This is a genomic window from Rhodoferax sp. SPJ21 (assembly GCF_058216335.1).
Genome location: NZ_JBYZMO010000002.1, coordinates 431,940 through 457,762, shown reverse-complemented (window position 1 = coordinate 457,762; position 25,823 = coordinate 431,940). Strand labels below are relative to the sequence as shown.

14 protein-coding genes and 1 pseudogene are annotated in these 25,823 nt (G+C 64.0%); 7 read left to right on the top strand and 8 right to left on the bottom strand.

Annotated features, from left to right (window positions below; genetic code table 11):
• Window positions 1-295 precede the first annotated feature (295 nt).
• Complete coding sequence (locus AC4BBN_RS09935) at window positions 296-685, bottom strand: hypothetical protein (RefSeq protein WP_490591826.1); 390 nt, start codon at window positions 683-685, stop codon at window positions 296-298.
• Window positions 686-1,031: 346 nt separating this feature from the next.
• The gene (locus AC4BBN_RS09930; protein ID WP_490591825.1) at window positions 1,032-1,328 is read right to left on the bottom strand and encodes a cupin domain-containing protein; all 297 of its coding nucleotides are present in this window, start codon (window positions 1,326-1,328) and stop codon (window positions 1,032-1,034) included.
• A gap of 1,047 nt (window positions 1,329-2,375) precedes the next feature.
• On the opposite strand from AC4BBN_RS09930, the gene AC4BBN_RS09925 reads away from it, so the two are divergent.
• Window positions 2,376-3,458, top strand: a complete 1,083-nt coding sequence (locus tag AC4BBN_RS09925) for a GTP pyrophosphokinase (protein WP_490591824.1) — start codon at window positions 2,376-2,378, stop codon at window positions 3,456-3,458.
• Between the two features lie 47 nt (window positions 3,459-3,505).
• Here the strand turns inward: AC4BBN_RS09925 and mltA are convergent, their stop codons facing one another.
• The 5 genes from mltA to AC4BBN_RS09900 all read right to left on the bottom strand — a co-directional run bounded on the left by mltA (window position 3,506) and on the right by AC4BBN_RS09900 (window position 12,360).
• Complete coding sequence (gene mltA, locus AC4BBN_RS09920; protein ID WP_490591823.1) at window positions 3,506-4,738, bottom strand: murein transglycosylase A; 1,233 nt, start codon at window positions 4,736-4,738, stop codon at window positions 3,506-3,508.
• Window positions 4,739-4,839: 101 nt separating this feature from the next.
• Complete coding sequence (locus tag AC4BBN_RS09915; protein ID WP_490591822.1) at window positions 4,840-5,466, bottom strand: response regulator transcription factor; 627 nt, start codon at window positions 5,464-5,466, stop codon at window positions 4,840-4,842.
• A 23-nt stretch (window positions 5,467-5,489) separates the two neighbouring features.
• Complete coding sequence (locus tag AC4BBN_RS09910) at window positions 5,490-7,484, bottom strand: two-component system sensor histidine kinase NtrB (RefSeq protein ID WP_490592849.1); 1,995 nt, start codon at window positions 7,482-7,484, stop codon at window positions 5,490-5,492.
• Window positions 7,485-7,489: 5 nt separating this feature from the next.
• Window positions 7,490-8,305: a carbon-nitrogen hydrolase family protein gene (locus AC4BBN_RS09905; protein WP_490591821.1), complete on the bottom strand. Its 816-nt coding sequence runs from the start codon at window positions 8,303-8,305 to the stop codon at window positions 7,490-7,492.
• The gene (locus AC4BBN_RS09900) at window positions 8,302-12,360 is read right to left on the bottom strand and encodes a YhdP family protein (RefSeq protein WP_490591820.1); all 4,059 of its coding nucleotides are present in this window, start codon (window positions 12,358-12,360) and stop codon (window positions 8,302-8,304) included. The genes AC4BBN_RS09905 and AC4BBN_RS09900 overlap by 4 nt, the downstream gene beginning before the upstream one ends.
• A 34-nt stretch (window positions 12,361-12,394) precedes the next feature.
• On the opposite strand from AC4BBN_RS09900, the gene glnE reads away from it, so the two are divergent.
• The 6 genes and pseudogenes from glnE to AC4BBN_RS09870 all read left to right on the top strand — a co-directional run bounded on the left by glnE (window position 12,395) and on the right by AC4BBN_RS09870 (window position 23,448).
• On the top strand, window positions 12,395-15,166 hold the full coding sequence (gene glnE, locus AC4BBN_RS09895) for a bifunctional [glutamate--ammonia ligase]-adenylyl-L-tyrosine phosphorylase/[glutamate--ammonia-ligase] adenylyltransferase (protein ID WP_490591819.1): 2,772 nt from the start codon (window positions 12,395-12,397) through the stop codon (window positions 15,164-15,166).
• A 111-nt stretch (window positions 15,167-15,277) separates the two neighbouring features.
• Window positions 15,278-16,921 carry a diguanylate cyclase domain-containing protein gene (locus tag AC4BBN_RS09890; protein WP_490591818.1) on the top strand — a complete coding sequence of 548 codons (1,644 nt, stop codon included), beginning with the start codon at window positions 15,278-15,280 and terminating at the stop codon, window positions 16,919-16,921.
• A 185-nt stretch (window positions 16,922-17,106) separates the two neighbouring features.
• Complete coding sequence (locus tag AC4BBN_RS09885; protein ID WP_490591817.1) at window positions 17,107-18,546, top strand: efflux transporter outer membrane subunit; 1,440 nt, start codon at window positions 17,107-17,109, stop codon at window positions 18,544-18,546.
• Between the two features lie 26 nt (window positions 18,547-18,572).
• The gene (locus tag AC4BBN_RS09880; protein ID WP_490591816.1) at window positions 18,573-19,724 is read left to right on the top strand and encodes an efflux RND transporter periplasmic adaptor subunit; all 1,152 of its coding nucleotides are present in this window, start codon (window positions 18,573-18,575) and stop codon (window positions 19,722-19,724) included.
• A gap of 173 nt (window positions 19,725-19,897) precedes the next feature.
• Window positions 19,898-23,053, top strand: a complete 3,156-nt coding sequence (locus AC4BBN_RS09875; protein ID WP_490591815.1) for an efflux RND transporter permease subunit — start codon at window positions 19,898-19,900, stop codon at window positions 23,051-23,053.
• Between the two features lie 72 nt (window positions 23,054-23,125).
• Window positions 23,126-23,448: pseudogene (locus tag AC4BBN_RS09870) on the top strand (low molecular weight protein tyrosine phosphatase family protein).
• A 358-nt stretch (window positions 23,449-23,806) separates the two neighbouring features.
• Here AC4BBN_RS09870 and AC4BBN_RS09865 read toward each other — a convergent pair.
• Window positions 23,807-25,495, bottom strand: coding sequence for a retron Ec67 family RNA-directed DNA polymerase/endonuclease (locus AC4BBN_RS09865; protein ID WP_490591814.1), 1,689 nt, complete (start codon window positions 25,493-25,495; stop codon window positions 23,807-23,809).
• Window positions 25,496-25,823: the final 328 nt, after the last annotated feature.

Sequence of the window (25,823 nt, the reverse complement as noted above, 5' to 3'; positions counted from 1 at the left end):
GCATCCCATGGCTTGGGATGGGGAGTGGGAATGCATGGGGCTAGTTTAGAGCCGGTGCGTAAAGGGGTTGTGAGGCTGGAACTACTGGGCCTTGGTTGCGGTGCTTAAAACATGGGGGCAGGCTTCGAAATCGGCGCCCCCGGACTCGCTCAGCGAAGGCACATAGTCGCCAAACGCATCTCCAACCAGCTTGTGCAAAAGCAAGCGGACAAGCCTCAACGTGCGCGTTCAGCGGTGAGCAACAGGGCACGCAGTGCGCTGTTGCTCACCGCTGGACCGAATGGTTAGCCATTTCTTACGGGACATACTTGACGACTGCAAATTGCATACGCCTTACGCCCGCAGCCAAGTACATGCCCGGAGCGGTTCGGACGACCCCTGAAAAGGCAGAGTTATTGTTGACTTGGATAGCGGCGTCGCCGCCTCGCCTTCTGACTTCCGATGCAACAGAGGAGCGAATGATTGCTTCATCTCCGACACCACTTCCGATTTCGCTCACTACCACACCGATAATTGAATACTTACGCGGCGGGGTGCCGTTCGCCCAAAACTCGATGCCATCAACGACAACCTTTGTTCCGCCTTCACCTTCATACAGGTTGTTCTTGCCTTCATACGGTTGAAAGTCAACGCTTGCACAGGCAGAAAGGCCAACCAATAACGCAATGACTGCTAGACAGCGCATATGAGCTCCTTAAAGATGCCTAACGTAATGTAGACGGCAAAAGCTGCCGGAGAAAAAAGGTTGTTGCGGTCTATATTGGTCATCAAAATCTCCTGGAAGTGGCTTGCAGACTGGCTCTCTGGCGAAGTACTTGGATAAATATCCAGGTATAAAAAATTGGACAAACACCGCATGCCAAGCGCATGAACCACTATAGCCCAGGGCAACCGTTAGACACCTGATCCGCAGGCATCTTGCCTCCAATGGCGGAGTTACACAGCGCTCTACTTTTCATAGCTGCTCACGCAAATGGAATCTGCGCCAGAGCCACTTTTCATTTGAAGATTCTGATGCCCAAGATGGGCCGTCACTGGTCGATGATGACCAGCGTGCCCTGGCTGCCCGCTGCCACGGCGTGGGCTTGGCCGGCGGGCACCAGGAAGACCTCGCCGGCTTGCACGCAGATCAGTTGGCCGTCGATTTCCAGGTTCATGTGGCCGTCCACGACCAGCAGGGCTTCGACGAAGGGGTGGGTTTCAGGCGGGTAGGCAGTGGCGTCCATGCGCAGCACTTTGACGTTGGCGCCTGCGGCCTTGCCGAGCACGCTGGATCGCCAGGGAATGGGCAGGCGGCTCGCCTCTGCGATGAGATTCAGTTTGGACATGGGGGGTGGATGTGGGTCTAGACGAAGGGCCTGTATTGCCCGGTGCAAACTAGGAAGCACTATAGCCCAGCGCTACTTTTTTCATAGCTTCTCGCGCTGGTGGTATTTGCGCTAGAGGCTGGTTCTTCTTGAAGATATTTCCATGTGGATTTGGGTGGTGCGGATGGCTTTTGCCGTCTTTACGATCCCTGGCCGGGATGTGCGCCCGGCGGCGCAGTACCTTTTCTTTTGCGCAAAAGAAAAGGCACCAAAAGAAAGGCGCCCCCACTGTCTGCGCCCTCCGCTGGCGCTACGGGAACCTGCGGTGCTCGCTGCAAGTGGGGTCCCGCTCGAACTCGGCCTGCGGCCTCAAACAATCGCGGGCCCTGATCCACTTGCAGCTGCGCTCCTCGGCGCATACAGAGGGGGACCCCGGGGATCGGGATCGGTGGCGCGCAGCGCCACATCGCGCCTAAGGCGCGACTTTGCCCTCACCCCAACCCTCTCCCCGGCGGGGAGAGGGGGCAATACCGGCGCGGAAATTACGCGTGTCCCCGCATGACTCCCTCGCCCCTGTGGGGAGAGGGCTGGGGTGAGGGCCTCGCGGGATACGCGATGCCCGGCGCAGCCGGGCTGGATGTCCGCTCCCGCTCCCACGCCGTGTGGCGTCGGCGAGTAGCGCAGGGCTGGGCGGATCAGGGCCCGCGACTGTTTGAGGCCGTAGGCCGAGTTCGAGCGGGACCCCGCACAGACCGAGCAACGCAGCGTACCGGCGCAGCCGGGCGACGACTTCGGCTGGCCTTTTTGTGGTTACTATTTTTGGCCACGCAAAAATAGTGACTGCGCCGCCGGGCGCACTTCCCGGCCGGGGATGCCAGTGGCGCCAACAAGTCCCAAAGAAACTTCAAGCCAAATCGACCGCTAGCGCACGAATTACCAGCGCACCCAGCTATTAATTAAAGAGCAATTATCTACCTACCCCTATGGCCTTATGCCGGGTCGTAGCTGGCACGGATCCGTGGGTTTTATGATGCGGGCACGCATCCATCACGCCCCCATTTCTTGACCATGCCATCACTCCAATTTGACCAGGAAGAGCAGCTCTTCACGTCCTTCTATTCCAGCCAGGCGCCGCTGCTGGACAGCATGTGCCAGAGCTTACAAAGCCGCATCGCCGAGCTGCTGGGGGGTGCTGGCGGTGTTGCGGGCGTGAAGGTGGAGGGGCGCATCAAAGACCGCGATGAGTGCCTGCGCAAGTTCGCCAACAAATACCGCTATGCGCTGGAAGAGGCCAACCAGGCCTATGCCATCCACGACCACCTGACGGACCTGATCGGCATCCGAGTCGTGTGCATGTACGAGGACGAAATCTGGAAGATTGCGGAGCTGATACGGCCCAGCTTCAGCGTGATCGAAATCTCCGACAAGATCGCCAAGGTGGAGGGCACCGACGATTCCTTTGGCTACAAGGGCCTGCACCTGGACTTGGGGTTTCGGGCCGAGGACGTGGGCCTGGCGCCCGAGGCCACGCTGCAGGTGCGCCAGTTTGAGTTGCAGGTGCGCACCATCATCCAGGACTCTTGGAGCGTGCTGGACCACCAGATCAAGTACAAAAAGTCCATCCCCAGCCCGCTCAAGCGGCGCATCAACGTACTGGCGGCGTTGTTCGAGCTGGCCGACCGCGAGTTTCGGCAGATACGTGACGAAACAGAAGCCGGCCTGCAGTCGGCGCTGGATGAATCGGCCTTGGCGGAAGCAGCACCCGACACCCGCTCCACTGCACGGGACAGCCATGCGCAGAGCGAGCTGAACGCCTTCACCTTCTTGAAGATCGTGAACCACTTCTTCAAGGACTTTGCGTTTGAGCCGGCCAAGGTGGACAGCTTTGTGGAGAGCATCAAGTCCTGGTCGCCCAGGATCAACCGCAGCGAATTCAACTCCATCGTGCGCCACCAGATTGGGACTGTGAAGAAGTACAAGCTGTACTTCGAGGACCGCAACGACAGCCTCAAGTTCAACCCCTACACCGTGATCCGCCACTGCCTGTACCTGAGCGACAAGGACACCTACGAGCTGGCCCTGCGCCGCAACGCCAAGGAGTCCTTTGATGCCTGGCTGGAGCAAAACACCCCGCCTGCGGCAGGGGTGTGAAGTCTGAGCCCCCCGGACGCAGCGCGGCGATCGCAATGCACACCCGCCTACTTAGGCCACAGCACCCATAGCTTCAGCGGCTGCTTCAAGCGGCCAGCCAACTCGCCCGCCTCGGGGCCCCAGCCTGCGAAGTAGTCGGCACGCACGGCGCCGACGATGGCGCTGCCGGTGTCCTGGGCCAGCACCAGCTTTTGCAGCTGCACATTGGGGCCGCTGGAGGCCAGCCACACGGGGGTGCCGTAGGGGATGCTGGCCGGGTCCACCGCGATGGATCGGCCTGGGGTCAGCGCCACGCCCTGGGCGCCGCGCGGGCCGAAGGCGGCATCGAATTCAGACAACACCTCTTCACGGAAGAACACCATGCGCGGGTTGCTCCACAGCAGCTCGTTGATGCGCTGCGGGTTCTGGGCGATCCAGGCCTTGATGCCGGGCCAGGTGGCGTCGCGCACCAAGCCCTGGTCCAGCAGCCAGCGGCCCACGCTCTTGTAGGGCTGGTCGTTGGTGCCGGCATAGGCCAGGCGCACCAGGCGCTGGCTGCCGTCGGCCTCGGTGATGCGCAGCCGGCCGGAGCCCTGGATTTGCAGCACCAATGCATCCACCGGGTCGGCCAGCCAGGCGATGGCACGGCCGGCCAGCTGGGCTTTGGCCTCGGGCAGGGTATCCATCTCTTGCCGGGTGTACCAGGGCTTGCGCTGGCCCAGGGTGGCGGGCGGGCGGTACAGGGGCACGGCAGAGGCGCTGGTGGGGTTGCGCGTGGCGTCCATCAGCGGTTCGTAGTAGCTGGTCAGCAGGCCCTCGGCGCTGCCCTGCAGAGGCTCTACGCGGTAGGGCTGGAAGCGGGCCACCATCCAGGCGCGCTGCTCGTCGCCCGTGCCTATGCTGAGGCGGCGCACGTCCTTGCACAGTGCAGCGTGTACCGGGCTGGGGCGTTCGCAGCTTTTGATCCAGGCGTTCCAGGCCTCAAACAGCGGGTCTTGGGCGAAGCCGGGCAGCTCGGCCCAGCGCACGGGGGTCCAGCGGCTCTTGCCCTGCACGATGGGGGCGGGCAGCGGGCCGGTGTCGCCGGGCACCACGAAGGGCGGGGCTTCGGGTGCAGGCGTGGTCGGAGTGGTGGGCGGGCTGGGCTCGGGGGCGTAGTCGGGCATGCGGGTGGCGCAGGCGGCCAGGGTTCCTACAATCGCGGCCATCACAGATTGCTGAAGGAGTCGGTTCATGGTGTTGCTATTGCTTGAAGCGCTAGGGGCGGGCTTGTTACTGGTGCTGATAGTCTGGTGGACCATGTTCTCGGGCCGCAGCGGAGGTGAGATTATCCAGCCCCCCAGCGAGCCCAAGGACTCTGAGGAAAAAAGGCCTCCAGCGCAGGAATAATCTGCGCAAGCAGCTACATCTTTTGCAGCAAGTTGGCCAATTCGACAGCCGACTTAACCTCCATCTTGTCGAACACCCGGGCGCGGTGCACCTCCACCGTGCGTACGCTGATGTCCAGCTGGTCGGCCACCAGCTTGTTGGGCAGGCCCTGCACCACCAGGCGCATCACGTCGCGCTCGCGCTCTGTCAGCTCGTCCACCCGGGTCTGCAGCTGGCTGCGGCTGTGCAGCCGCTGCAGATGCTGTGCCGACTGCTGCAGCGCCTGTTCGATGCGGTCCACCAGTGCGTTGTCGGAAAAAGGTTTTTCGCAGAAATCAAAGGCCCCGCGCTTCACCGCGTCCACCGCCGTGGGCACATCGGCATGGCCAGTCAGAAAGATCACCGGCATGGCCGTGTGCAGGCCCCGCGCCACCAGCTTGTCAAACAAGGCCAGGCCGCTCATACCGGGCATGCGCACGTCCAGCAGCACGCAGCAGGCCTGGCGCGGCGTGAAGTCGGGGCCCAGCATGGCGTCGAACACCTCGGCGCTGGGAAAGCTCTCGCTGAACAGGCGGCGCGAGCGCAACAGCCAGGACAGCGCGTCGCGCACGCTGGCGTCGTCGTCCACGATGAATACGGTGGCGTCTTGTATGGGTTGCATGGCGGGTTGGCGAACGAAAGAGGCTACTTCACCGTGGGCAGGGTAAATCGGAACACGGTACCACGCGGATAGTTGGCCTCGAATCCCAAAAATCCCCCATGCTGCTCGACCACCGTGCGGCACAAACTTAGGCCCAGGCCCATGCCCTCCAGCTTGGTGGTGAAGAAGGGTGTGAACAGGCGCTGGGCCACGTCCTCAGAAATGCCGTCGCCCTGGTCCAGCACCGCAAACTCCAGCCAGCCGCTGGGCTGGGAGGCGCGCAGATTCGCGCCGGCCTGGCTGACGCGCAGCACCAGCAGGCGCTGGCTGATGTTCGGCTGGTCCATGGCCTGCATGGCATTGCGGGCCAGGTTCAGCAGCACCTGCTCGACCATGGTGCGGTCGCACAGCACGGCGGGCAAATCGGCCGGCAGCTCGGTCTGCACCTGCACGCCTAGCTTGCGGGCCTGCAGCTCGACCAGGGGCATGATGGCGTCCAGCAGGGTCTGCGGTGCCACGGCCTCGCGGGCCTCGGCACGGCGCCGCACAAAGTCGTGCACGCTGCGGATCACCTTGCCGGCGCGCTCGGCCTGCTCGGCAATGCGGCGCATGGCCATGGCCAAGTCGGCGCCGTCCAGCGCGTCGGCCTGCAGCAGGTTCAGCGAGCCGGTGGCGTAGCTGGAGATGGCGGCCAGCGGCTGGTTCAGCTCGTGGCTGAGCAGCGACGCCATCTCGCCCACGGTGGCCAGGCGGGCCGTGGCCTGCAGCCGGTCCTGGCTGGTGCGCGACAGCTCTTCGATGCGGCGCTGCTCGGTCAGGTCCACCACGGCGCTCATCCAGCCAGTTTGCGTGCCCTGGGCGTCGATCAGGGCGGCCTCGATGATCAGCACCGGGAAGCGGGTGCCGTCCTTGCGCATGAATACCGAGCTGAAGCCCTCGCGCGGCGGCGCGTTGCCGGCCAGGCGGACCTCCTGGCGCTGCTGGTATTCCTCGGCCAGGTCGGGCGGCCAGTAGGGCGCTGGCATGGCGTGGTCGGCCAGCTCGTCCACGGTGAAACCCACCATGTGGCAAAAGGCGGGGTTGACGTAGGTGATGCGGCCTTGCAGGTCGCGCGCGCGCAGGCCGGTCAGCAGCGAGTCCTCCATGGCTTTGCGAAACGCCAGGGCGTCGGCCAGGCCGCGCTCGGCACGCTGGCGCAGCCGCGTGTCGCGCGCCAGCAGCACGGTGACGGTGATCAGCGCCAGCGACATCAGCGTCACCAGGGCCATCATCAGATTCGGGAACACACCGGGCGCGCCGCGCCAGCTATCCACCCGCACCACGAGGGTGTTGCCGGGCAGGTCCAGCAGCTGGCGGGCGGTAAAGACGGGCGTGCCACGCCGCGCCACGCCGTTCAGTGCCAGGCGGGCGCCATCGGCCTCGGCAAACGACACCTCCTGGCTGCGCGTCAGTTGGCGGGCCACCAGGCCGGCCAGAATCTCCGGCAGCGAATAGGTGGCCACCACATAGCCGGTGATGCCACCGCCCGCAGCCAGGGGCAGGCAGACCTCCATCACCTCCATGCCCAGGCCGTCTTTTTGCGGCAAAAAGTAATTCGTGGAATAGGCCGCGCCATTGAAGCGGCGGGCGGTAGCGCAGCCCAGCGCCACGTCGGCCTGGGCATAACCACGGCCCAGCATGTCGAAAGCGGGCGGACGAAACGGTGAATCCACCGCGGCCAGGGTGTCCATGGCCGGGGTACGCCACTCCACGCGCAACAGCTCGCGGTGCTCGCCCATGAACTGGGTGGCGTTGTCTGTCCAGCTGCTGGGCGAGGGGTCGCGTGCATGCAGGGCCTGCAGGCTTTGCACATTGCGGGTAAGGCCGCTGCGGATGTCGTTGACCACATCGGCGGCGTCACGCTCCAGCTTTTCCTGCACCTGACTGGCTTCGAAGCGACCGGCCAGCCACACCAGGGTGACCAGCAGCAGCAACATCAGGCCCAGCAGCAGCCCCCACAGGAACCAACGGTGTCCCGCCGGGCTGCGGGGCCAGCGCAGGGCTTTCACAGAACCCGGTGCTCCAGCGCCGGCAGCTGGCGCCGGTAGCTGTCGCGCTGCGCGGCGTCCAGCAGGCCGGCCACCACGGCGTCGCCCTCGGCGTGCTGGGCCAGCACGGTGCCCCAGGGGTCTACCAACATGCTGTGGCCCCAGGTGCGGCGGCCGTTCTCGTGCAGGCCGCCCTGGGCTGGCGCGAGCACATAGGCCAGGTTTTCTACCGCGCGGGCGCGTAGCAGCAGCTCCCAATGGGCCTGGCCGGTGGTGTGGGTAAAGGCACTGGGCACCAGCAGCAGGTCCGCGCCCTGGGCGGCGTAGCGCCGGTACAGCTCGGGAAAGCGCAGGTCGTAGCACACGCTCATGCCGATGCGCCAGGGCTGGCCGTCGCGCGCTGTCAGCTCGAACAGCACCGGCTCGCTGCCGGGCTCCAGCACGCGCGACTCGTCAAAGCGCTCCTGCCCATTGTCGAAGCGGAACAGGTGGATCTTGTCGTAGCGCGCCACGCAGGCACCGGTGGCGTCGAACACCAGGCTGCTGTTGCGCACGCGGCTACCGTCACCAACAGTCAGCGGCAGCGTGCCGCCCACGATGCACATGCCCAACTGGCGGGCGCTGCGGGCCAGCAAGTCCTGGATAGGGCCGCTGCCATAGGCCTCCTGGATTTGCAGCTTGTCGGTGTCCTTGCGGCCCAGCAGGCAGAAGTACTCGGGCAGCACGGCCAGCTCGGCACCACCGGCTGCCGCCTCGGCCAGCAGCTGGCCGGCACGCTCCAGGTTCGCCGTCAGGCTGGTGCTTGAGACCATCTGGATGGCGGCAACTTTCATGGCGTGGTTCCTGGCTTGGGTGGCAGATCGGCTTTGCTTTCCGAGATCTTATGCGGCACCTTGGTGATTTTCGGGTCGGCCCAGGTGCCGTCAATATGAAATTCCTGCGTGGCGGCCTCGGTCAGGGGGCGGCGCAGGAACCACTGGGCCAGGAAGGACCCTATGCCGATGGCCGGGTTGATCACGGTGGCCACCAGCGAGGCCGTACCGGCGTTGATCTCGGGCACCACCACCACCTTCAGGTTCTGCGTTTCGTTCGGGATGCTGGCGCTGCCTTCCATCAGCACGGCGGCGTTAACGCCCTTCATCTGCAGGTTGTTGGTGCTGGCCGTGCCCTGGTCTATGCGCACATCGCCACGTATGAAATCGAACGCAAAGCCTTCGCTGAACACATCGCGGAAATCCAGCGTCAGCCGGCGGGGTAGAGCTTGCAGGTTCAGCACACCCAGCAGCTTGGCCAGTCCGGGGTCGGCCTTGAGGAACTGGCCGTTTTCCACCTCCAGATTGAACTGCCCGCCCAGCGAGGGGTAGTCCAGCGACAGCGGCGATCCCACCCAGGCCACCTGGCCTTCCATCTGCCCCTTGCCGCGCCGAATCACGCCGGCCATGCCCAGGCGGGTGAGCAGGGCGCCGGCGTCATTGATGTCCAGCTTGAAGTTCATCACCGAGCGGTGCGGCATATAACCGGATGCCAGACCCTGCGCTGAGGGCAGGGCGGCGCTGGCCAGCGCCGTCCAGTTGCCGGTGGCGCTGAGCTGGGCTTCCGGGGTGGTGATGGTGAGCTTGTTCAGCCGCCAGTCGCGCATGCCCCGGTTGACGGCGTCCACCTCCACCCGGCCCAGCTTCTTGCCCTTGAGCTCCAGATCGTCCACCACGATGTCCAGCGCTGGCACGCTCTCGGTGGGTTCGTCGAACAGGGTGTTGACCTCGGTGCTGGCGCTGGGCGTCAGGGTCAAACGGGTCAGGCGGGCGTAGACACGGCCGGGGTTACCGCCGCCAGGCTGGCGGAATTCCACATAGCCATTGAGTTCGTCGGCATCCATATTGGCATGCCATGTCGTGCCCTGGCGCGTGCCGTCCATCACCAAATGGTGCAGGGTACGCCCGCTGGAGGTCAGCGTATTGACCCGCAGCTTCAATGTATTGGGCAGGTAGGCGATGGCGTTCGGGTCCACGGCGGCCATGCCCGTGGCTCCGGGGGTGGATGCCAGCAGGCGGTCCCAGGCGTCGGTATTGATGCTGTCCACGCGGACGTTCGCGGCCACGCCTTCTTCCGGCATGGCCACCGTCTCGCCTGCTGGCAGGCCCACGGCCATGCTGCCACGCAGCACCCGGGGCTCGGGTCCGCTCACATCGCGCACATAGGCCACGCTGCCAATGCCGGGCAGGTCCAGCGCCAGGCGGTCGCGCAACGTGCCGGCCGGGCTGGGCAGCAGGGTGTTTTCAAACCGCAAAGGCATAGACGCCTCGGCCGATTTTTTATAGGGTGCGGGCAGGTCCAGGGCCATGCCTTGCAGTGTGCTGTTGACCGCCACCTCCAGCACCTGCTGGCGCAGGCCCAGCACGGCGGAATAGGCCGCGCTGCCGGCCATGCGCGCAGTCAGGCGCGACAGACTGCCCAACCCTGGGGCCTGGCGCAGACCATCGGCCGTGGCCACGCCCTGCACGCGGAACTGCAGGCTCGCATCGCGGGCGGCTACAAGGGCGGTCGGGTTGTTACCCGCTACCGGTGCCCGCGTGCCGCCGTCGATGCGCGCCTCACCCCCGAGCAAACGCGCCTGCCCCCCCGCCACGGTAAAGCCCGACTCGGTAAAGTTCACCACGCCGCGCACTTTCTCCAGGCCCACGGTACCGGGCACCACCTGCAAGTCGTTGCCGCCCAAAACCAGGCTGCCCTGTATCTTGCTCTGCTCAATCTTGTCTATCGGCAGCTGCAGCTGCAGGCGGATATCAGCCGTGCCGGTGCCGCTGGCGCGGTCCAGCGCATGCTCGGTCAGCGCCGCCAGCGGGGACCGCGCCATGGCGCCCAGCATGTCGGGCAGGGGGCCGCGCCCCTGGCCCTTGAACACCACCACCGCGTGCTCCACGTCGGCAATCTGCACCTCGGCCTGGTGGATGCGCAGGTTCGGCGCACCCGCCAGCACAGCGGTGGCCCGGTTGACTTGCAGGGAGCCACGGTCCAGCACCAGCTCGCCAGACAATTGCTCCAGCGCCGGCCAAGGCAAACTGCCCGCCGGGTGCAGGCTGGGTGGGGAATAAGCGTAGGTAGCGTTTTTCACATCGGCCACCACGCGGAACTCGCCCTGCTGCGGCTTCAGGAACGGGAAGTCGTGCAGATCCCCCTTGACGCGGAACTTCACCCGGTCCGAGCTGCCGGCCAGCAAGGCATCGCGCAGGTAGTGGCGCGTCTCGGGTAGGGACAAAGGCAGGTAGCGGTGCACGCGCGCGCCCTCGGCCCGGCTCAGCTGGCCCTGCAGGTCCAACACGCCGGGAAAGCGCGAACGGCTGCCGGAGCGTGCCGGGTCGCTGGTGTGCCAGCTGGCCTGCAGCGTACCTTCCAGGTCGGGGTTGGCAAAGCGCATATCGCTGACCTGCACCGCCAAGGCCTGGCCATCGATCTTCCAGGCCAGGCCGGCCGACAACTGGTCCACCGGCAGCACAGGTTCTTCAAACACGCCAGGCAGCTCCAGTGCGCCCTGGGCGATCTGCAGGCTGGCCTTGCCAGCGGCCTGGTTCAGGTCAAAGTCCAGGGTGGCGCCACGCACGCCCAGCGCCGCAGCACCACCCACGTCCAAGTTCGTCGCACGGCCCTTGGCCTGGAACTGGGTGGGTGCCGCCACATCGCCCTGCCAGCTGGCCTCGATACGTTCCACCAGGCCTTTGGGTGCGTAGGTATCCAGCGCCGTATGGACATCCGGGCCCAGCGGCAGGCGCTCGGCAATCTGCGCCAGAGTGGCCAGGTCCAGGCGGTCGGCACGCAGCTGGCCCTGCTTTTCTTGCAGCCGGGCAAACACATTGCCGCCAGACCATTGCACGCCCGCATCGGTGGTGAACTGCAGGCCCTCGGTACTGAATTCGACGCCGCCAGCCAGGGGACGCCCGGTCAGCCGGCCCTGCAGCTGTTGCAAGGCCAGGGGCTGCAGATCAGCGCCCAGCTGAACCCGCACATTGGCCAAGGCCACGTCGGCCGTGGCGGCCTGCAGCTTGCCGTGCTGCAGCTCGGCCCATAGCCGCAAAGCCCCTACACCCTGGGCGACATCCAGGCCCATGTCGCTGCCCAGGTCGGTGTACTGCCGCAGCTGCGACACATCTACGCGGGGCAGGCTGGCGTACACCGGGCCATCCCATTCCTTCCAACGGCCCCGGTGCACGCTCAGCAGCGGCTGGCGGAACTGGGCCATGGCGCTGAAGCGCTCGCCCCATTCGGCCGGTGGCGACGCGTCCAGGCGCAGGCTATGGCGCAGGCCCTTGTTGCGCATCACGAAGTCCACCGCGCTCAAGGCCAGCGGCGGGGCTCCACGCTGTTCGTCGGTCCAGCGCACGGTGCCGCCGCGCACTACCAGCTCGGTTTGGGAAAACAGCCAGTCCAGCGCCCGGGTGTCCTGGCTGTCGCCTTGCGACACATCCAGCCCGGCCACCAGCAGGCGGCCATCGGCGCTGCGGCGCACATCCAGCTCGGGCTGGTCTATCACCAGTTGTTCAAAGCCCAGCTTCAACAGCGAAGCGGGGGACAGGGCCGCCAGCACGCGGGGCAAGCGCAGGGCTTCACGGCCCTGCGGGTCCAGCACCGCCACATCGTGCAGCTCCACAGAAGGTATCCAACCCGTGGAATGGGCCGAAATAGAGCCGATGCGCACCGGTACCCCTAGCGCCAGGCTGGCCTGCGCTTCCAGCTGCGGGCGAAACTCGCCAATTCGCGGCACAATCCAGCCGTGCAGGGCCCCCCAAGCGATGGCCAACACCAACCACGCCGCCGCCACCAGGCCCAGGCCCCAGGGCGCTGCCTTGGCAGCCAGTCGCAGCAGACGCGTAGGTTGGGGCTTAGATTCAGTCATTGGACACATGGATGCAACAAGAATTATCACTCCCATGCTTCGCCCCCCTGTGGCGCAGCCCCAGCGAAACGGTGAAGTTTTGTTAATAAGCCAGCCCCCCACCGCCCTCCTGTCTGAGCATTCGCGCTTTGTGCAGCGCCTGCGCCGCCGTTATGCCGACCAGCTGAGTCTGCTGCCACCTGGGCCGCCGGTGTATGAGAGCATGCATGCCACCCTGGCTGCCCTGCTGGCCCAGGGCCTGGAACTCGGTGCCGCCCTGCGCACACTGCGCCAGCTGGTGATGGAGCGCCTGGTCAGCCTGGACTGCGATAGCCAGGCCCCGCTGGCCGTGGTGACCCACGCTGTCACGGTGCTGGCCGAAATCGCCCTGGACGCCGCCTGTACCCACGCACAGCAAACCCTGGACGAGCAGCACGGCATGCCCCTGGGCCCCGACGGCCAGCGCGCCCAGCTGTGGGTCATCGGCATGGGCAAGCTGGGCGCACGCGAGCTGAATGTGTCCAGCGACATCGACCTGATCTACATCTACAGCCAGGGCGGAGACACTGCCGGCACGCCAGAGGGCCGGGGCCGCATCTCCAACCACGAATACTTCAGCAAGGCCGTCAAGACCATTTACGCCCTGGTGGGCGACACCACCGAGCACGGCTTTGTTTTCCGGGTGGACTTGGCACTGCGCCCGCATGGCAACTCCGGCCCAGTAGCGCTGTCGCTGGACGCGCTGGAAGACTATCTGCAGCAGCAGGGCCGCGAGTGGGAACGCTTTGCCTGGCTCAAAAGCCGGGTGGTGGCGCCACGCGCACACATCCAAGACGCCTGCGCGCTGCGCGGCGTGGTGCTGCCCTTTGTGTTCCGCCGCTACCTGGACTACAGCGTGTTCGACGCGCTGCGCAACCTGCACCAGCAAATCCGCGAGCACGCTGCACGCCGCAGCGCGGGCCGGCCCGAGCGGGCCAACGACGTCAAGCTGTCGCGCGGCGGCATACGCGAGATCGAATTCACCGTGCAGCTGCTGCAGGTGGTGCGTGGCGGCCAGTTCCCTGAACTGCGCACCCGCCCCACGCTGGACGCACTGCAGCGCCTGGCCCATGCGGGCCTGATGCCGCAATCCACAGCCGACGCGCTGGCCCAGGCATACACCTTTCTGCGCAAAGTCGAGCACCGCATCCAGTACCTGGACGACCAGCAAACCCATGTGCTGCCCACCGCCGACGAAGACCTGGCCTGGATCGCCCACACCATGGGCTACCCCGACTGCTGCGCCTTCCTGTGCGAGCTGGACAGCCACCGTGAACGCGTGGCGCAAGAGTTCGACACCCTGCTGGGCGGCGCGGGTAAAAAAGACTGCAAAGGCGGCAGCTGCAAAGGCAGCAAGAGCGGCAGCAACGACCTGGGCAATGTCCCTGACCTGGCCACACTGGCCGAGCAGCTGCAAGAACCCCTGCGCGCGCGCCTGCTGCAATGGGCCGAAAACAGCCGCATCCAGGCGCTGCGTGACGCCCCCCGCGCCCGCCTGTCGCGCCTGGTGCAGCGCACCGCCGGCTGGCTGCGCGACGGCACGGCCAGCGAAGAAGGCGCGCTGCGCTGGATGGACTGGATCGAATCCCTGCTGCGCCGCGAAAGCTACCTGGCCCTGCTGCTGGAGCGCCCCGCCATCCACCAGCGCCTGCTGCGCCTGCTGGGCGCCGCCAAATGGCCGGCCCGCTACCTGCAGCAACACCCGGGCGTGATCGACGAGCTGGCCGCCAACACCATGCTGGACGAGCGCTTTGTGCCCGCCGAATTCGAGGCCGAGCTCGAAGCCCGCCGCGCCGCCCTGCAGTCCACCCAGGAAGACGACGACGAAACCCTGCTCAATCTGCTGCGCCGCGCCCACCACGCCGAGCTGTTCCGCACCCTGGCGCGCGACGTGGAAGGCCGCACCAGCGTGGAGCAGGTGGCCGACGACCTGAGCGCACTGGCCGACGTGGTGCTGCGCGTCACCGCCCGCTGGTGCTGGCAGCGCCTTAAAAACCACCACCTGGACGAGCCGCGCTTTGCCGTTATCGGCTACGGCAAACTGGGCGGCAAAGAGCTGGGCTACGGCAGCGACCTGGACATTGTTTTCGTCTACGAAGACGACGACGACCGCGCCCCCGAAGCCTATGCCAACCTGGTGCGCAAGCTGATCAACTGGCTGAGCGTGAAGACCGCCGAAGGCGACCTGTTTGAGATCGACACCGCGCTGCGGCCCAACGGCAATTCCGGCCTGCTGGTCAGCACCATGAACGCCTACGCCAGCTACCAGGAAGGCCGTGGCAGCAACACCGCCTGGACCTGGGAACACCAGGCCATGACCCGTGCGCGCTGCGTGCTTGGCCCCGCCGACCTGCACCAGCGCTTCGACGCGGTGCGCCAGGCCGTCATCACCGCGCCACGCGACCTGCCCGCACTGCAGGCCGAGATCGTCGCCATGCGCGAAAAAGTGCGCGGCGCCCACCCGGTGCGCGGCGGCAATTTCGACGTGAAGCACAGCCCCGGCGCCATGGTGGACGCAGAATTCGCCGTGCAGTACCTGGTGCTGGCCCATGCGGCCCAGCACCCGGCGCTGCAGGACAACGTAGGCAATATCGCCCTGCTGCAGCGTGCTGAAGCCTGCGGCCTGCTGCCGGCAGGCGTAGGCACGGCAGCCGCCAACGCCTACCGCGTGCTGCGCAAGGTACAGCACCACGCGCGGCTGAACGAAACGCCCACCCAGGTCGCCCCCGAGCCACTGCAGGCCGAGCGGGATGCGGTGCTGGCGCTGTGGCACGCGGTATTTGGCTAAAGGCAACGCTGAATAAGTCTGGCGTGACCTTCCGCAGGAGTTTTATCCGCATTGCTATGCCCCCGATACGGCGCTAAGCTGTATCGATATGCACATCTTTGCACTTGCTCCATGGGTTCGTTAAGGCAGAGTCCGCTTGCCAGGCTGGCACAGCGCGGGCTAGGCATAGGCCCGCGGATCGTCGCCCTGTTTGTGCTGGTATTCGGGCTGATGGGCGGGCTGGGCCTGCTGCTGATGCAGAGCAAGCTGCTGCCCGCCTTCGACGCCATCGAAAAGCACTTCGCCCAAGACAGTGCCAAGCGCGTGGCCAGCGGCTTTGACGAGCAGCTCGCGGCCCTCAGCATCCTCAACCACGACTGGGCGTTCTCAGACGAGCTGTACAGCCACATGCAGCAGCGCAGCAAAGCCTTTGAAGACAGCAATCTCAGCGATGCCACTATGCTGACCTCGCATCTGAACGCCGTGCTGCTGGTAGACCGCCAGGGCCAGCTGGTCGGTATCGGCAGACGCCCGCAGAGCGACAACAGCCTGCTGCAACCGGATGACGTGTTGCCGGCCCTGCAACGCCGCCTGGCCCGCCTTCCCCGGCATTCCCGGCCCACCGAATGCGGGCTCATACAGGTCGGCAAGATCCTGTCCGCCGTGTGCTGGACGCCTATCGTGCACAGCGATGGCCATGGTGCTGTCAGCGGCCTGGTAGTGATGGTGCAAGAGTTGGACGACAGCGCCTTGGCTGTGATCGCGCAGAACGCTAGCACCGCCTTCTCCATAGAACCACACGCCGAGGAACCCAACAACCCCGACGCCGTCGAGCTGGCCTGGGAACTGCCCAAGTTCAAATACTTCAGCAACCGCCAGGTGCACGCCAGCTACGAGCCGCAGAACATCACCTTGCACTACCTGCTGCGCGACCTGGAAGACAAGCCCCTGTCCACCGTGCACATGAACCTGGCGCGCAACCTGACCCTGGAGGCCCAGCGCATCCTGCAGGAAGTGGCCTGGCAGCTCGCCGCGCTGGCCCTGGTCACTGGGCTGGTACTGCTGCTGGCCCTGCACCACTGGCTGGTACGCCCCATCCGCCAGCTGCAGGCCGAGCTGGCCAACATGACCGCCTCGCGGCGCTGGGACCGCGTGCTGACGGCCAAGCGCCCCGATGAAATCGGTGCCCTGACCCAGGGGGTGAACGCCCTGCTGCAGGTGCTGCACAGCCAGGTAGATGCGCTGAAGACCCTGTCCAGCACCGATGCGCTTACTGGCATCGCCAACCGCCGCCAATTCGACGAACGACTGGCCTACGAGATCGTGCGTCTGGCGCGCCGGCCGGCACCCTTGTCGCTGCTGCTGCTGGACGTGGACCACTTCAAACGCTACAACGACCTGTATGGCCACCCCATGGGCGACGTGGCCCTGCAAAAAATCGGTCTGCTGCTGAAAGACCTGTGCCGCCAGCAAGACCTGCCAGCCCGCATAGGCGGCGAAGAGTTTGCCCTGCTGCTGCCCGAAACCGATGCGGAAGGCGCCATTGCCTTGGCCCACAAATGCATGCTGGCTTTGGCAGCACTGGCCCTGCCACACGACAGCTCGCCCACCGACCGCTACCTGACGCTCAGCATAGGCATCGCCACCTGCGCAGCCGGCCAGCGCGCCGACGCGAACGCGCTGCGAGAACAGGCCGACGAAGCGCTCTACGCCGCCAAGGACCTGGGCCGTAACCGCGCCTGCCACCGCGACCAGATAAGCCACCCAGCCTCTTGAAAACCGGTTCAAGTTTCTGACATAAATCGACACAATCCGATACGCGGCTGCGACGCGCAAAACCGCCGCATCTGGCACCATGGCGGCGCCGCGTCTACCCTATGGCGGACATGCGCCAGCCGGGGCTTTCCACCAGCCCGGTTCCCCCCATTACGATAGGCCCCCCATCCCCAGGAGCTTTCTGCATGCATGTGCCCCGTTGGTTTCTTTTGTGTGCTCTGCCGCTGTGTCTGGCGGCCTGCGCCAGTGCACCGCTACCGGCCCCCAGCGCTGCAGCGCTGGCCCCCGCGCAGTGGCAGGCGCCACTGCCCTCCAATGTGCCCCACCACGGCGACATGGGCGACCTGGCCAGCTGGTGGCAGCGGCTGGACGACCCGCTGCTGGTGCAGTTGATTGAAGCCGCGCAAAACGCCAGCCCCACGGTGGCCTCGGCCGCTTCGCGCATCAGCCAGGCGCGCGCCACTGCCGTGGGCGCGGGCGCTGCGCTGGGCCCCACGCTGGACGCGTCGGCCAGCGCCAGCCGGGGCATTTCACAACCCGCTACACCCGTCGCCACCACGCTGCAAGGCGGGCTGCAGGCGGCCTGGGAGATCGACCTGTTTGGCACCCAACGCGCCGCGTTGAACGCCGCCCAGGCGCGCCAGCAGGGCGCCCAGGCGCTGTGGCATGACGCCCGCGTCTCGGTGGCCGCCGAGGTGGCCAACCAGTACGTTAACGTGCGCGCCTGCGCCCTGTTGCGTGGCCTGGCCGGTGAAGACGCCCGCTCGCGCCAGGAGACGGCCCGCCTCTCAACCTTAAGCACCCGCGCCGGCTTCACCGCCCCGGCGGTGGACGCACTGGCCCGCGCCAGCGCCGCCGAGGCAAATAACCGCCTCAACCAGCAGCTCACGCAGTGCGACCTGTACCTGAAAGCCATGGTGGCGCTGACCGCGCTGCCCGAGGCGGACTTGGCACAAAAACTGGCTGCAGCGCACGCACCGTCTGCGCAGATAGCTCTGTTTTCCATAGCATCCATCCCGGCCCAGGCACTGGCCCAGCGGCCCGATGTATTCAGCGCCGAGCGCGACGTGGCCGCCGCCAGCTTCGACGTGGGCAACGCCCAGGGCCAGCGCTACCCGCGCCTGGGACTCAGCGGCAACATCGGCGCCCTGAGCTACCGCACCGGCGGCGGCAATGTGGACATGAACACCTGGTCCATCGGCCCGCTGAGCCTGTCGCTGCCGCTATTGGATGGCGGCGTGCGCAGCGCCAATATCGACGCCGCCCAGGCCCGCTACACCGAGGCCGTGGCCCTGTACCAGGCCAAGGTGCGCCAGGCCGTGCGCGAGGTGGAGGAATCGCTGGTCAACCTGCGCAGCAGCGACGAGCGCATGGCCGACACCCAGACCGCCGCCGCCGGCTACCAAGCGTCGTACGAAGCCACCCAGGCGCGCTACAAAGCCGGCCTGGCCAGCCTGCCCGAACTCGAAGACGCGCGCCGCAACGCCCTGGCCGCCGACACCAACGTCATCGCCCTGCAGCGCGAGCGCCTGCTGGCCTGGATCTCCCTGTACCGCGCCGTAGGCGGCGGCTGGGCTGGCCCCGATGCCAACACCACCGCCAGCACCGCAAACACTGCGCAATAGCCCTGACACGCCCCTGGACACACAGCATGACTTTCAAACCTAACGCTATCGTTTTCGCAGCTGCTTGCGCACTGTATATCTGCGCTGCAGGCCTTTTTTCTTTAAATTCGCAAGCTGCAGATGACAAGACCCAGGCCCAGCCCAAGCCGGCCCTCAGCGTCACCACCGTGCAGCCGCAAGCGCTGGCCTGGCCGCTGCAGCTCAGCGCCAACGGCAACGTCGCCGCCTGGCAGGAGGCCAGCATCGGTAGCGAGGCCGCCGGCCTGCGCCTGCTGGAGGTGCGCGCCAATGTGGGCGACGTGGTGCGTGCCGGCCAGGTGCTGGCCACCTTTGCGTCTGAGAGCGTGCAGGCCGACCTGGCCCAGGCCCGCGCCAATCTGCTGGAGGCCCAGGCCAATGCGCTGGACGCCAGTGGCAACGCCGCCCGCGCCCGCACCCTGCAAAGCACCGGCGCCCTGAGCGAGCAGCAAATCAACCAGTACCTGACCACCGAGCAGGTCGCCAAGGCCCGCGTCGAGGCCGCCAAGGCCACGGTGGCAGTGCAGCAGCAGCGCATGAAAAACACCACCGTGCTGGCGCCCGACAGCGGCGTCATCAGCGCCCGCAGCGCCACCGTGGGCGCGGTGCTGGGCAGCGGCACCGAGCTGTTCCGCATGGTGCGCCAGGGCCGGCTGGAGTGGCGCGCCGAGGTCACCGCCAGCGAGCTGGAACGCATACGCGTGGGCACCAACGTGCAGGTCAGCACGGCCAACGGCACGCCGGTCAAAGGCAAGGTGCGCATGGTGGCCCCCACGGTGGATACGCAAACCCGCGCCGGCCTGGTCTATGTGGACCTGCCCGCAGGCAACGCCCTGAAAGCCGGCATGTTCGCCAAGGGCGCGTTCGAGCTGGGCCAGACCAACGCGCTGACCGTGCCGCAAACCACCGTGGTGGTGCGCGATGCCTTCAGCTATGTCTACCGGCTGAACGCCGACAAGCGCGTGACGCAGATCAAGGTGCAGACCGGCCGGCAAATCGGCGACCGGGTCGAAGTGCTGAGCCCGCTGCCGCCCGACGTACAACTGGTGGCCAGCGGCGCCGGCTTCCTGAACGACGGCGACCTGGTGCGGGTACTCGAACCCTCCAAACAAAATACGGCTCCAGCGCAGGTAGTACCTGCGCAAGCAGCTAGCAAATAAGGAGCAAATATGCCGTATCTAAAGATAGCTGATGCCCGCCCGCCCCTCACCCCCACCCTCTCCCCGGAGGGGCGAGGGAGCCAGTCAAGGGGCCGCATCGCCCCCGCCCTGGATGTTCTGTCTTGCCCCCTCTCCCGCCGTGCGGGAGAGGGTTGGGGTGAGGGTGCAACGCCATGAATGTCTCCGCCTGGTCCATCAAAAACCCCATTCCGGCGGTCATGCTCTTCGTGATGCTGACCTTTGCCGGCCTGCTGTCCTTCAACGCCATGAAGGTGCAGAACTTCCCCGACATCGATCTGCCCACGGTCACCGTCACCGCGTCCCTGCCCGGCGCCGCGCCGGCGCAACTGGAAACCGAGGTGGCCCGCAAGATCGAGAACTCCATCGCCACCGTGCAGGGGCTGAAGCACATCTACACCTCGGTGAAGGATGGTGGCGTGGTCGTCACGGCCGAGTTCCGGCTAGAGAAGCCGGTGCAAGAAGCGGTGGACGATGTGCGCTCCGCCGTGGCCACGGTGCGCAGCGACCTGCCCGCCGATGTGCGCGACCCCATCGTCGCCAAGATGGACATGGCGGCCCAGCCGGTGCTGGCCTTCACCATCACCAGCCCGAAGATGGACGGCGAGGCCCTGTCCTGGTTCGTCGATAACGACGTCACCCGCAAGCTGCTGGCCGTGCGCGGCGTGGGTGCGGTGAGCCGCGTGGGCGGCGTGACGCGCGAGGTGCGTGTGTCGCTGGACCCGCTGAAACTGCAGGCCCTGGGCGCCACCGCTGCCGACATCTCGCGCCAGCTGCGCTTGGTGCAGCTGGACAGCGCCGGCGGCCGTGCCGACCTGGGCAGTGGCGAACAACCCGTGCGCACCCTGGCCACGGTACAAACCGCCCAGGAGCTAGGCCAGCTGCAGCTGGCGCTGAGCGACGGCCGCCGCATCCGCCTGGACCAGGTGGCGACAGTGAGCGACACCACCGCCGAGCAACGCTCTGCCGCCTTGCTCAACGGCAAGCCGGTGGTGGGCTTTGAAGTCTCGCGCAGCCGAGGCGAGAGCGAGGTGTCCGTCGGTGCAGCGGTAGAGAAGGCGCTGGAAGAACTCAAGACCCAGCACCCCGACATCACGCTCACCGAGTCCTTCAACTTCGTGGCCCCGGTGCAAGAGGAATACACCGGCTCCATGCATTTGCTGTACGAGGGCGCCATCCTCGCCGTGGTGGTGGTGTGGCTTTTCTTGCGCGACTGGCGCGCCACCTTTGTGTCGGCCGTGGCGCTGCCGCTGTCGGTGATACCGGCCTTCATCGGCATGGCCTGGCTGGGCTTCTCGGTCAACGTGATCACGCTGCTGGCGCTGTCGCTGGTGGTGGGCATTCTGGTGGACGACGCCATCGTCGAGGTGGAGAACATCGTGCGCCATCTGCGCATGGGCAAGACGCCCTACCAGGCGGCCATGGAGGCGGCAGACGAGATCGGCCTGGCCGTCGTCGCCACCACCTTCACCCTGGTGGCGGTGTTCCTGCCCACGGCCTTCATGAGCGGCATTGCCGGCAAGTTCTTCAAGCAGTTTGGCTGGACCGCGGCGCTGGCCGTGGTGGCCTCGCTGGTGGTAGCCCGGGTGCTGACGCCGATGATGTCGGCCTACATGCTGAAGCCCATCGTCACTGCCGCGAAGGAACCCGGCTGGCTGCGCGTCTACATGCGCTGGGCCGCCTGGTGCCTGAAGCACCGGGTGCTGACCATGCTGGGCGCCACGCTGTTTTTCATCGGCTCGGTGATGCTGATCCCGCTGCTGCCCACAGGCTTCATCCCGCCCGACGACAACTCGCAAACCCAGGTCACGCTGGAGCTGCCACCCGGCTCCACGCTGGCGCAAACCAGCAGCGTGGCCGAGCAGGCGCGCCTGCTGCTGGCCCAGCTGGACACGGTTAAAAGCATCTACACCACGGTAGGCGGCGGCAGCGTGGGCGGCGACCCGTTTGCGCCCGCCGGCACCGCCGAAACCCGCAAGGCCTCGCTCACCATCACCCTGACCCCGCGCGGCGAACGCCCCCGCAAACAGGTGATTGAAAACCGCATGCGTACCGCACTGGAGGCCCTGCCCGGCGTGCGCAGCAAGGTGGGCCTGGGCGGCTCGGGCGAGAAGTACGTGCTGGTGCTCAGCGGCGAAGACCCGGTGGCCTTGCAAGACGCGGCCATGGCCGTGGGCAAGGATTTGCGCACCATCCCCGGCCTGGGCAGCGTGGCCTCCACCGCCAGCCTGATACGCCCGGAAATCGCCGTGCGCCCCGACTTTGCGCGTGCCGCCGACCTGGGCGTCACCAGCAACGCCATCGGCGAAACCCTGCGCATCGCCACGGTGGGCGACTACGACACCTCCCTGCCCAAGCTCAACCTGTCGCAGCGCCAGGTGCCCATCCTGGTGAAGCTGGATGACGCCGCGCGCAAAGACCTGGCCGTGTTGGAACGCCTGGCCGTGCCCGGCAGCAAAGGCCCGGTGATGCTAGGCCAGGTCGCCACGCTGCAGACCACCGGCGGCCCGGCCGTCATCAGCCGCTACGACCGCACGCGCAACGTCAACTTCGAGATCGAGCTGTCCGGCCTGCCGCTGGGCGACGTCACCGCCGCAGTCGCCAAGCTGCCCTCCATCCAGCAGCTACCGCCGGGTGTGCAGGTGGTGGCCGTGGGCGATGCGGAAGTGATGGGCGAGCTGTTCGCCAGCTTCGGCCTGGCCATGCTGACCGGCGTGCTGTGCATCTACATCGTGCTGGTGCTGCTGTTCAAGGACTTCCTGCACCCGGTGACGATTCTGTGCGCGCTGCCACTGTCGCTGGGCGGCGCCTTCGTGGGTCTACTGATCGCACAAAAGAGCTTCTCCATGCCCTCGCTCATCGGCCTCATCATGCTGATGGGCATCGCCACCAAAAACTCCATCCTGCTGGTCGAATACGCCATCGTGGCCCGACGAGGCCAACCGGCACACGATGGCCGGCCGGCCGTCGCTGGAATGTCCCGCATAGAAGCCCTGCTAGACGCCTGCCACAAACGCGCCCGCCCCATCATCATGACCACGCTAGCCATGGGCGCCGGCATGCTGCCCATCGCCCTGGGCTGGGGCGCCGCCGACAGCAGCTTCCGCAGCCCCATGTCGGTGGCCGTGATAGGCGGCCTCATCACCTCCACGGTGCTAAGTTTGCTGGTGGTGCCGGCGGTGTTCACCTACATCGACGATTTGGAGCATTGGTTCAAGCGCATGGGCCGCAAGCTGCGTGGCAAACCGGCCGAGCCGCCGGCACCACCCACCCAGTTGCCACCGGCACCACAGACGCAGTTGTTATCGTAATAAGAGCTGCTAGCGCAGGTATTACCTGCGCTGGCGGGCTTTTTTGTTTAAACCTGGGATACAGCGCCAGCCATGCCACGCGTACTCTTCATCTGCAGCCGCAACAGACTGCGCACCCCAAGGCAGAGCAGGTCTTCTCCACCATACCCGGCATAGAAACAGACTCCGCCGGCCTGGCGCCCGACGCAAACTGCCCGCTGAGCGCAGACCAGGTCGATTGGGCCGACATCATCTGCGTGATGGAGAAGCGGCACCGCACGCAACTGGCCCAGCGGTTCAAGCGGCACTTATCCGGCAAAAAAGTGGTGTGTCTGGATATTCCGGACAACTACCAGTTCATGCAGCCGGAGCTGGTGGCGTTGTTGGAGAAGAGAGTGGCGGGGCATTTGCGGTAGGTTTGCGTATCGGCCGAGGCTGCGTCCGATTCAAACCGAGTACCGTCAAAACAATTAGCGGCTCAATAGCTGGTACTTTCAACGCCAGCAAACAGGAGCTCCCCCTGATGCCGGAGGATTTTCAATCCGTTGCGAAAGGCTTCTTTATCCGCTATATGCAGCTATATCAACGACTTGCACACGTTACGCAGCAATACCGTAGAGCCACTTACTCGCTATAGAGTTGACGATGCGTTGACATAAAAATATTCAACAAAGTCAGCTTCCAAGGGGGCATTCAGTTGGCCAAGACGCGCTATGAACTGGAAGAAAACAAACCGGTTTAGATAAAGAACATCCAATGCAAATGGCCAAGCTCTCAAAGTTTTTCGAAATGAGTTACTGCCAGCTCTATATCTTGCAGTAGTGGGCGAAATTGTACGTAATCCACATTTGTTGCATTCGGCAAGACATGTTTTATAAATGTCATTTTCCCGTACTCTTTTTGTGAATCATAAGAGTTACTTAGGGAAAATGACCTTCCACTTACCTTTGTATTCAATAACGTTTTTGGAAAAAGATTCTCAATTACCAAATTATTTCCAGGTACCATTGTCACGTAAACATTTGGAGCTACAAAAAGCACACTTCCACCGATGGGCGTGCCAGACTTCAAACTACTCTTTACGCTTCTTCCCGCAGAGTCGGAATCCACAACGACTATAAGAGGTGTGGTCGGTTTTTGCTTCAAATATGATCGGCAGCCTTTAAGATAAAGATGAATCGCATTAATCAAATCGGAAGTTCCGCCATTAAGCGCAAGCACGCGACTGCTAATTTTCGAATGCGAATGAAACCTCACCAAAGTTTTGTTAGAAGTCGGTGAATATAATTTTGAAAAAATTCCCGCATTTGCCGAGATAGCATTTTTTATATAAACGTTATCCGTCTTTCCCTCACACAATAAAAGGGGAAGTTCACCATGCTGAAAGTGTGAGTGATACAAGAAATTTCTATAAACAACTTCGTCTGAATGAAGTGAAACGGAAGACGCAGACGCTACTTTACTTTCAAGGTCCTGGGAAATTAAGTAGGTTTTCCGATTGTGGCGGTGAGAGCTATAAATATAAGAAAGTAAACCATTCAATCTTTTTACTGATCCGGCGGGCCGATCTTTCTGAGGTGGTCCGACAAAAGACTTAGGTATAGGTTCGTAGAAATTACCTTTTGAAAGAAGTTCGTGTACAGCACTACGAGCCCATCTGCGCCGCTCAACCGGAATAGATGGTTTTCTGTTTACAACGACGCCCGTGACCTCTTGCCGAGATGATTTGTATTGCATACGTGTTTTAGCCGGATTAATGACAAAACCACATTGCGTAACAATTTTTTGCAAGTCCTTTCCTACTATCCACTCATCCAATCCTTTATTTTCAGCAATTGAAGTAGGAAACAATCTCTTATTACTGGAAAATGTTAGATCATCTGCATATCTTGTATATGTCAGCCCATCTCTCTTCGCAATTCGTACCAAATGAAAGTCGAGCATCCGACCTAACAGATTTGATACAACAGGAGACGTTGGAGCACCTTGAGGCAAGCAACCCTTATAACAAACTATATTTGCTAACGCGTGAGCAACCTCGGGATGTAGCTTAAAGTGGTCGCTTGCAATTAGATATCCTTTGATACGGCCAAAATGTAGAGATGGAAAAAAATCCTTTAGATCACAATTGAAGACGTATCTTCTACGGGTGTGCCGAGCTGCATTTGTAAATATGGATTTCCCGCTCTTGAATCCATGTGACGGAGAGACACCGACTCCATCGATCTCACCAAGACAGTGATTTAGGATAATGGAAAGTCTTTTTTGAAGGCTTTTCAGTTTATTTTCAGGAGCTGAAATATCCCGATATCCCCCAGATTTTTTAGAAATCTGGAATTGCTGATAGCTATTATCGGGGCGTTGCTTGTAAAGCAAATAACTTAAGGCAGTAGGGCTATATCCAAGTACAACAGCCAGACTTGCTACCGACTTGCAGGCTCTAAGTTTTTCAAGATTGGTCATAAAGGAGGAGCCTTAGAAACTCATTAAGCGCCAGAGGCACATAGAGAGCTAGCGGGAAAACGTAGGCAATCCACCTAACATTGTTTTCAATCGACCCGATGCAGGCCGTAAGTTCTTTCTAAGGCTCCTCGACAAATGTTACATATGCTTGCGCCCAATGTCTAGTTAGCACTGGCATCCCTGACGCTGCGTACATAGCAGAGCTTGAACTAGATGGCCTGATCTGGAGGTCTCAGGCTATTCGATGGCACTGCTTTGGCATCTGAACTCGCTCCGCAAACATATGCCACGGATCAACCACCGCCTTCAACAACCGGTGCAGACTAGA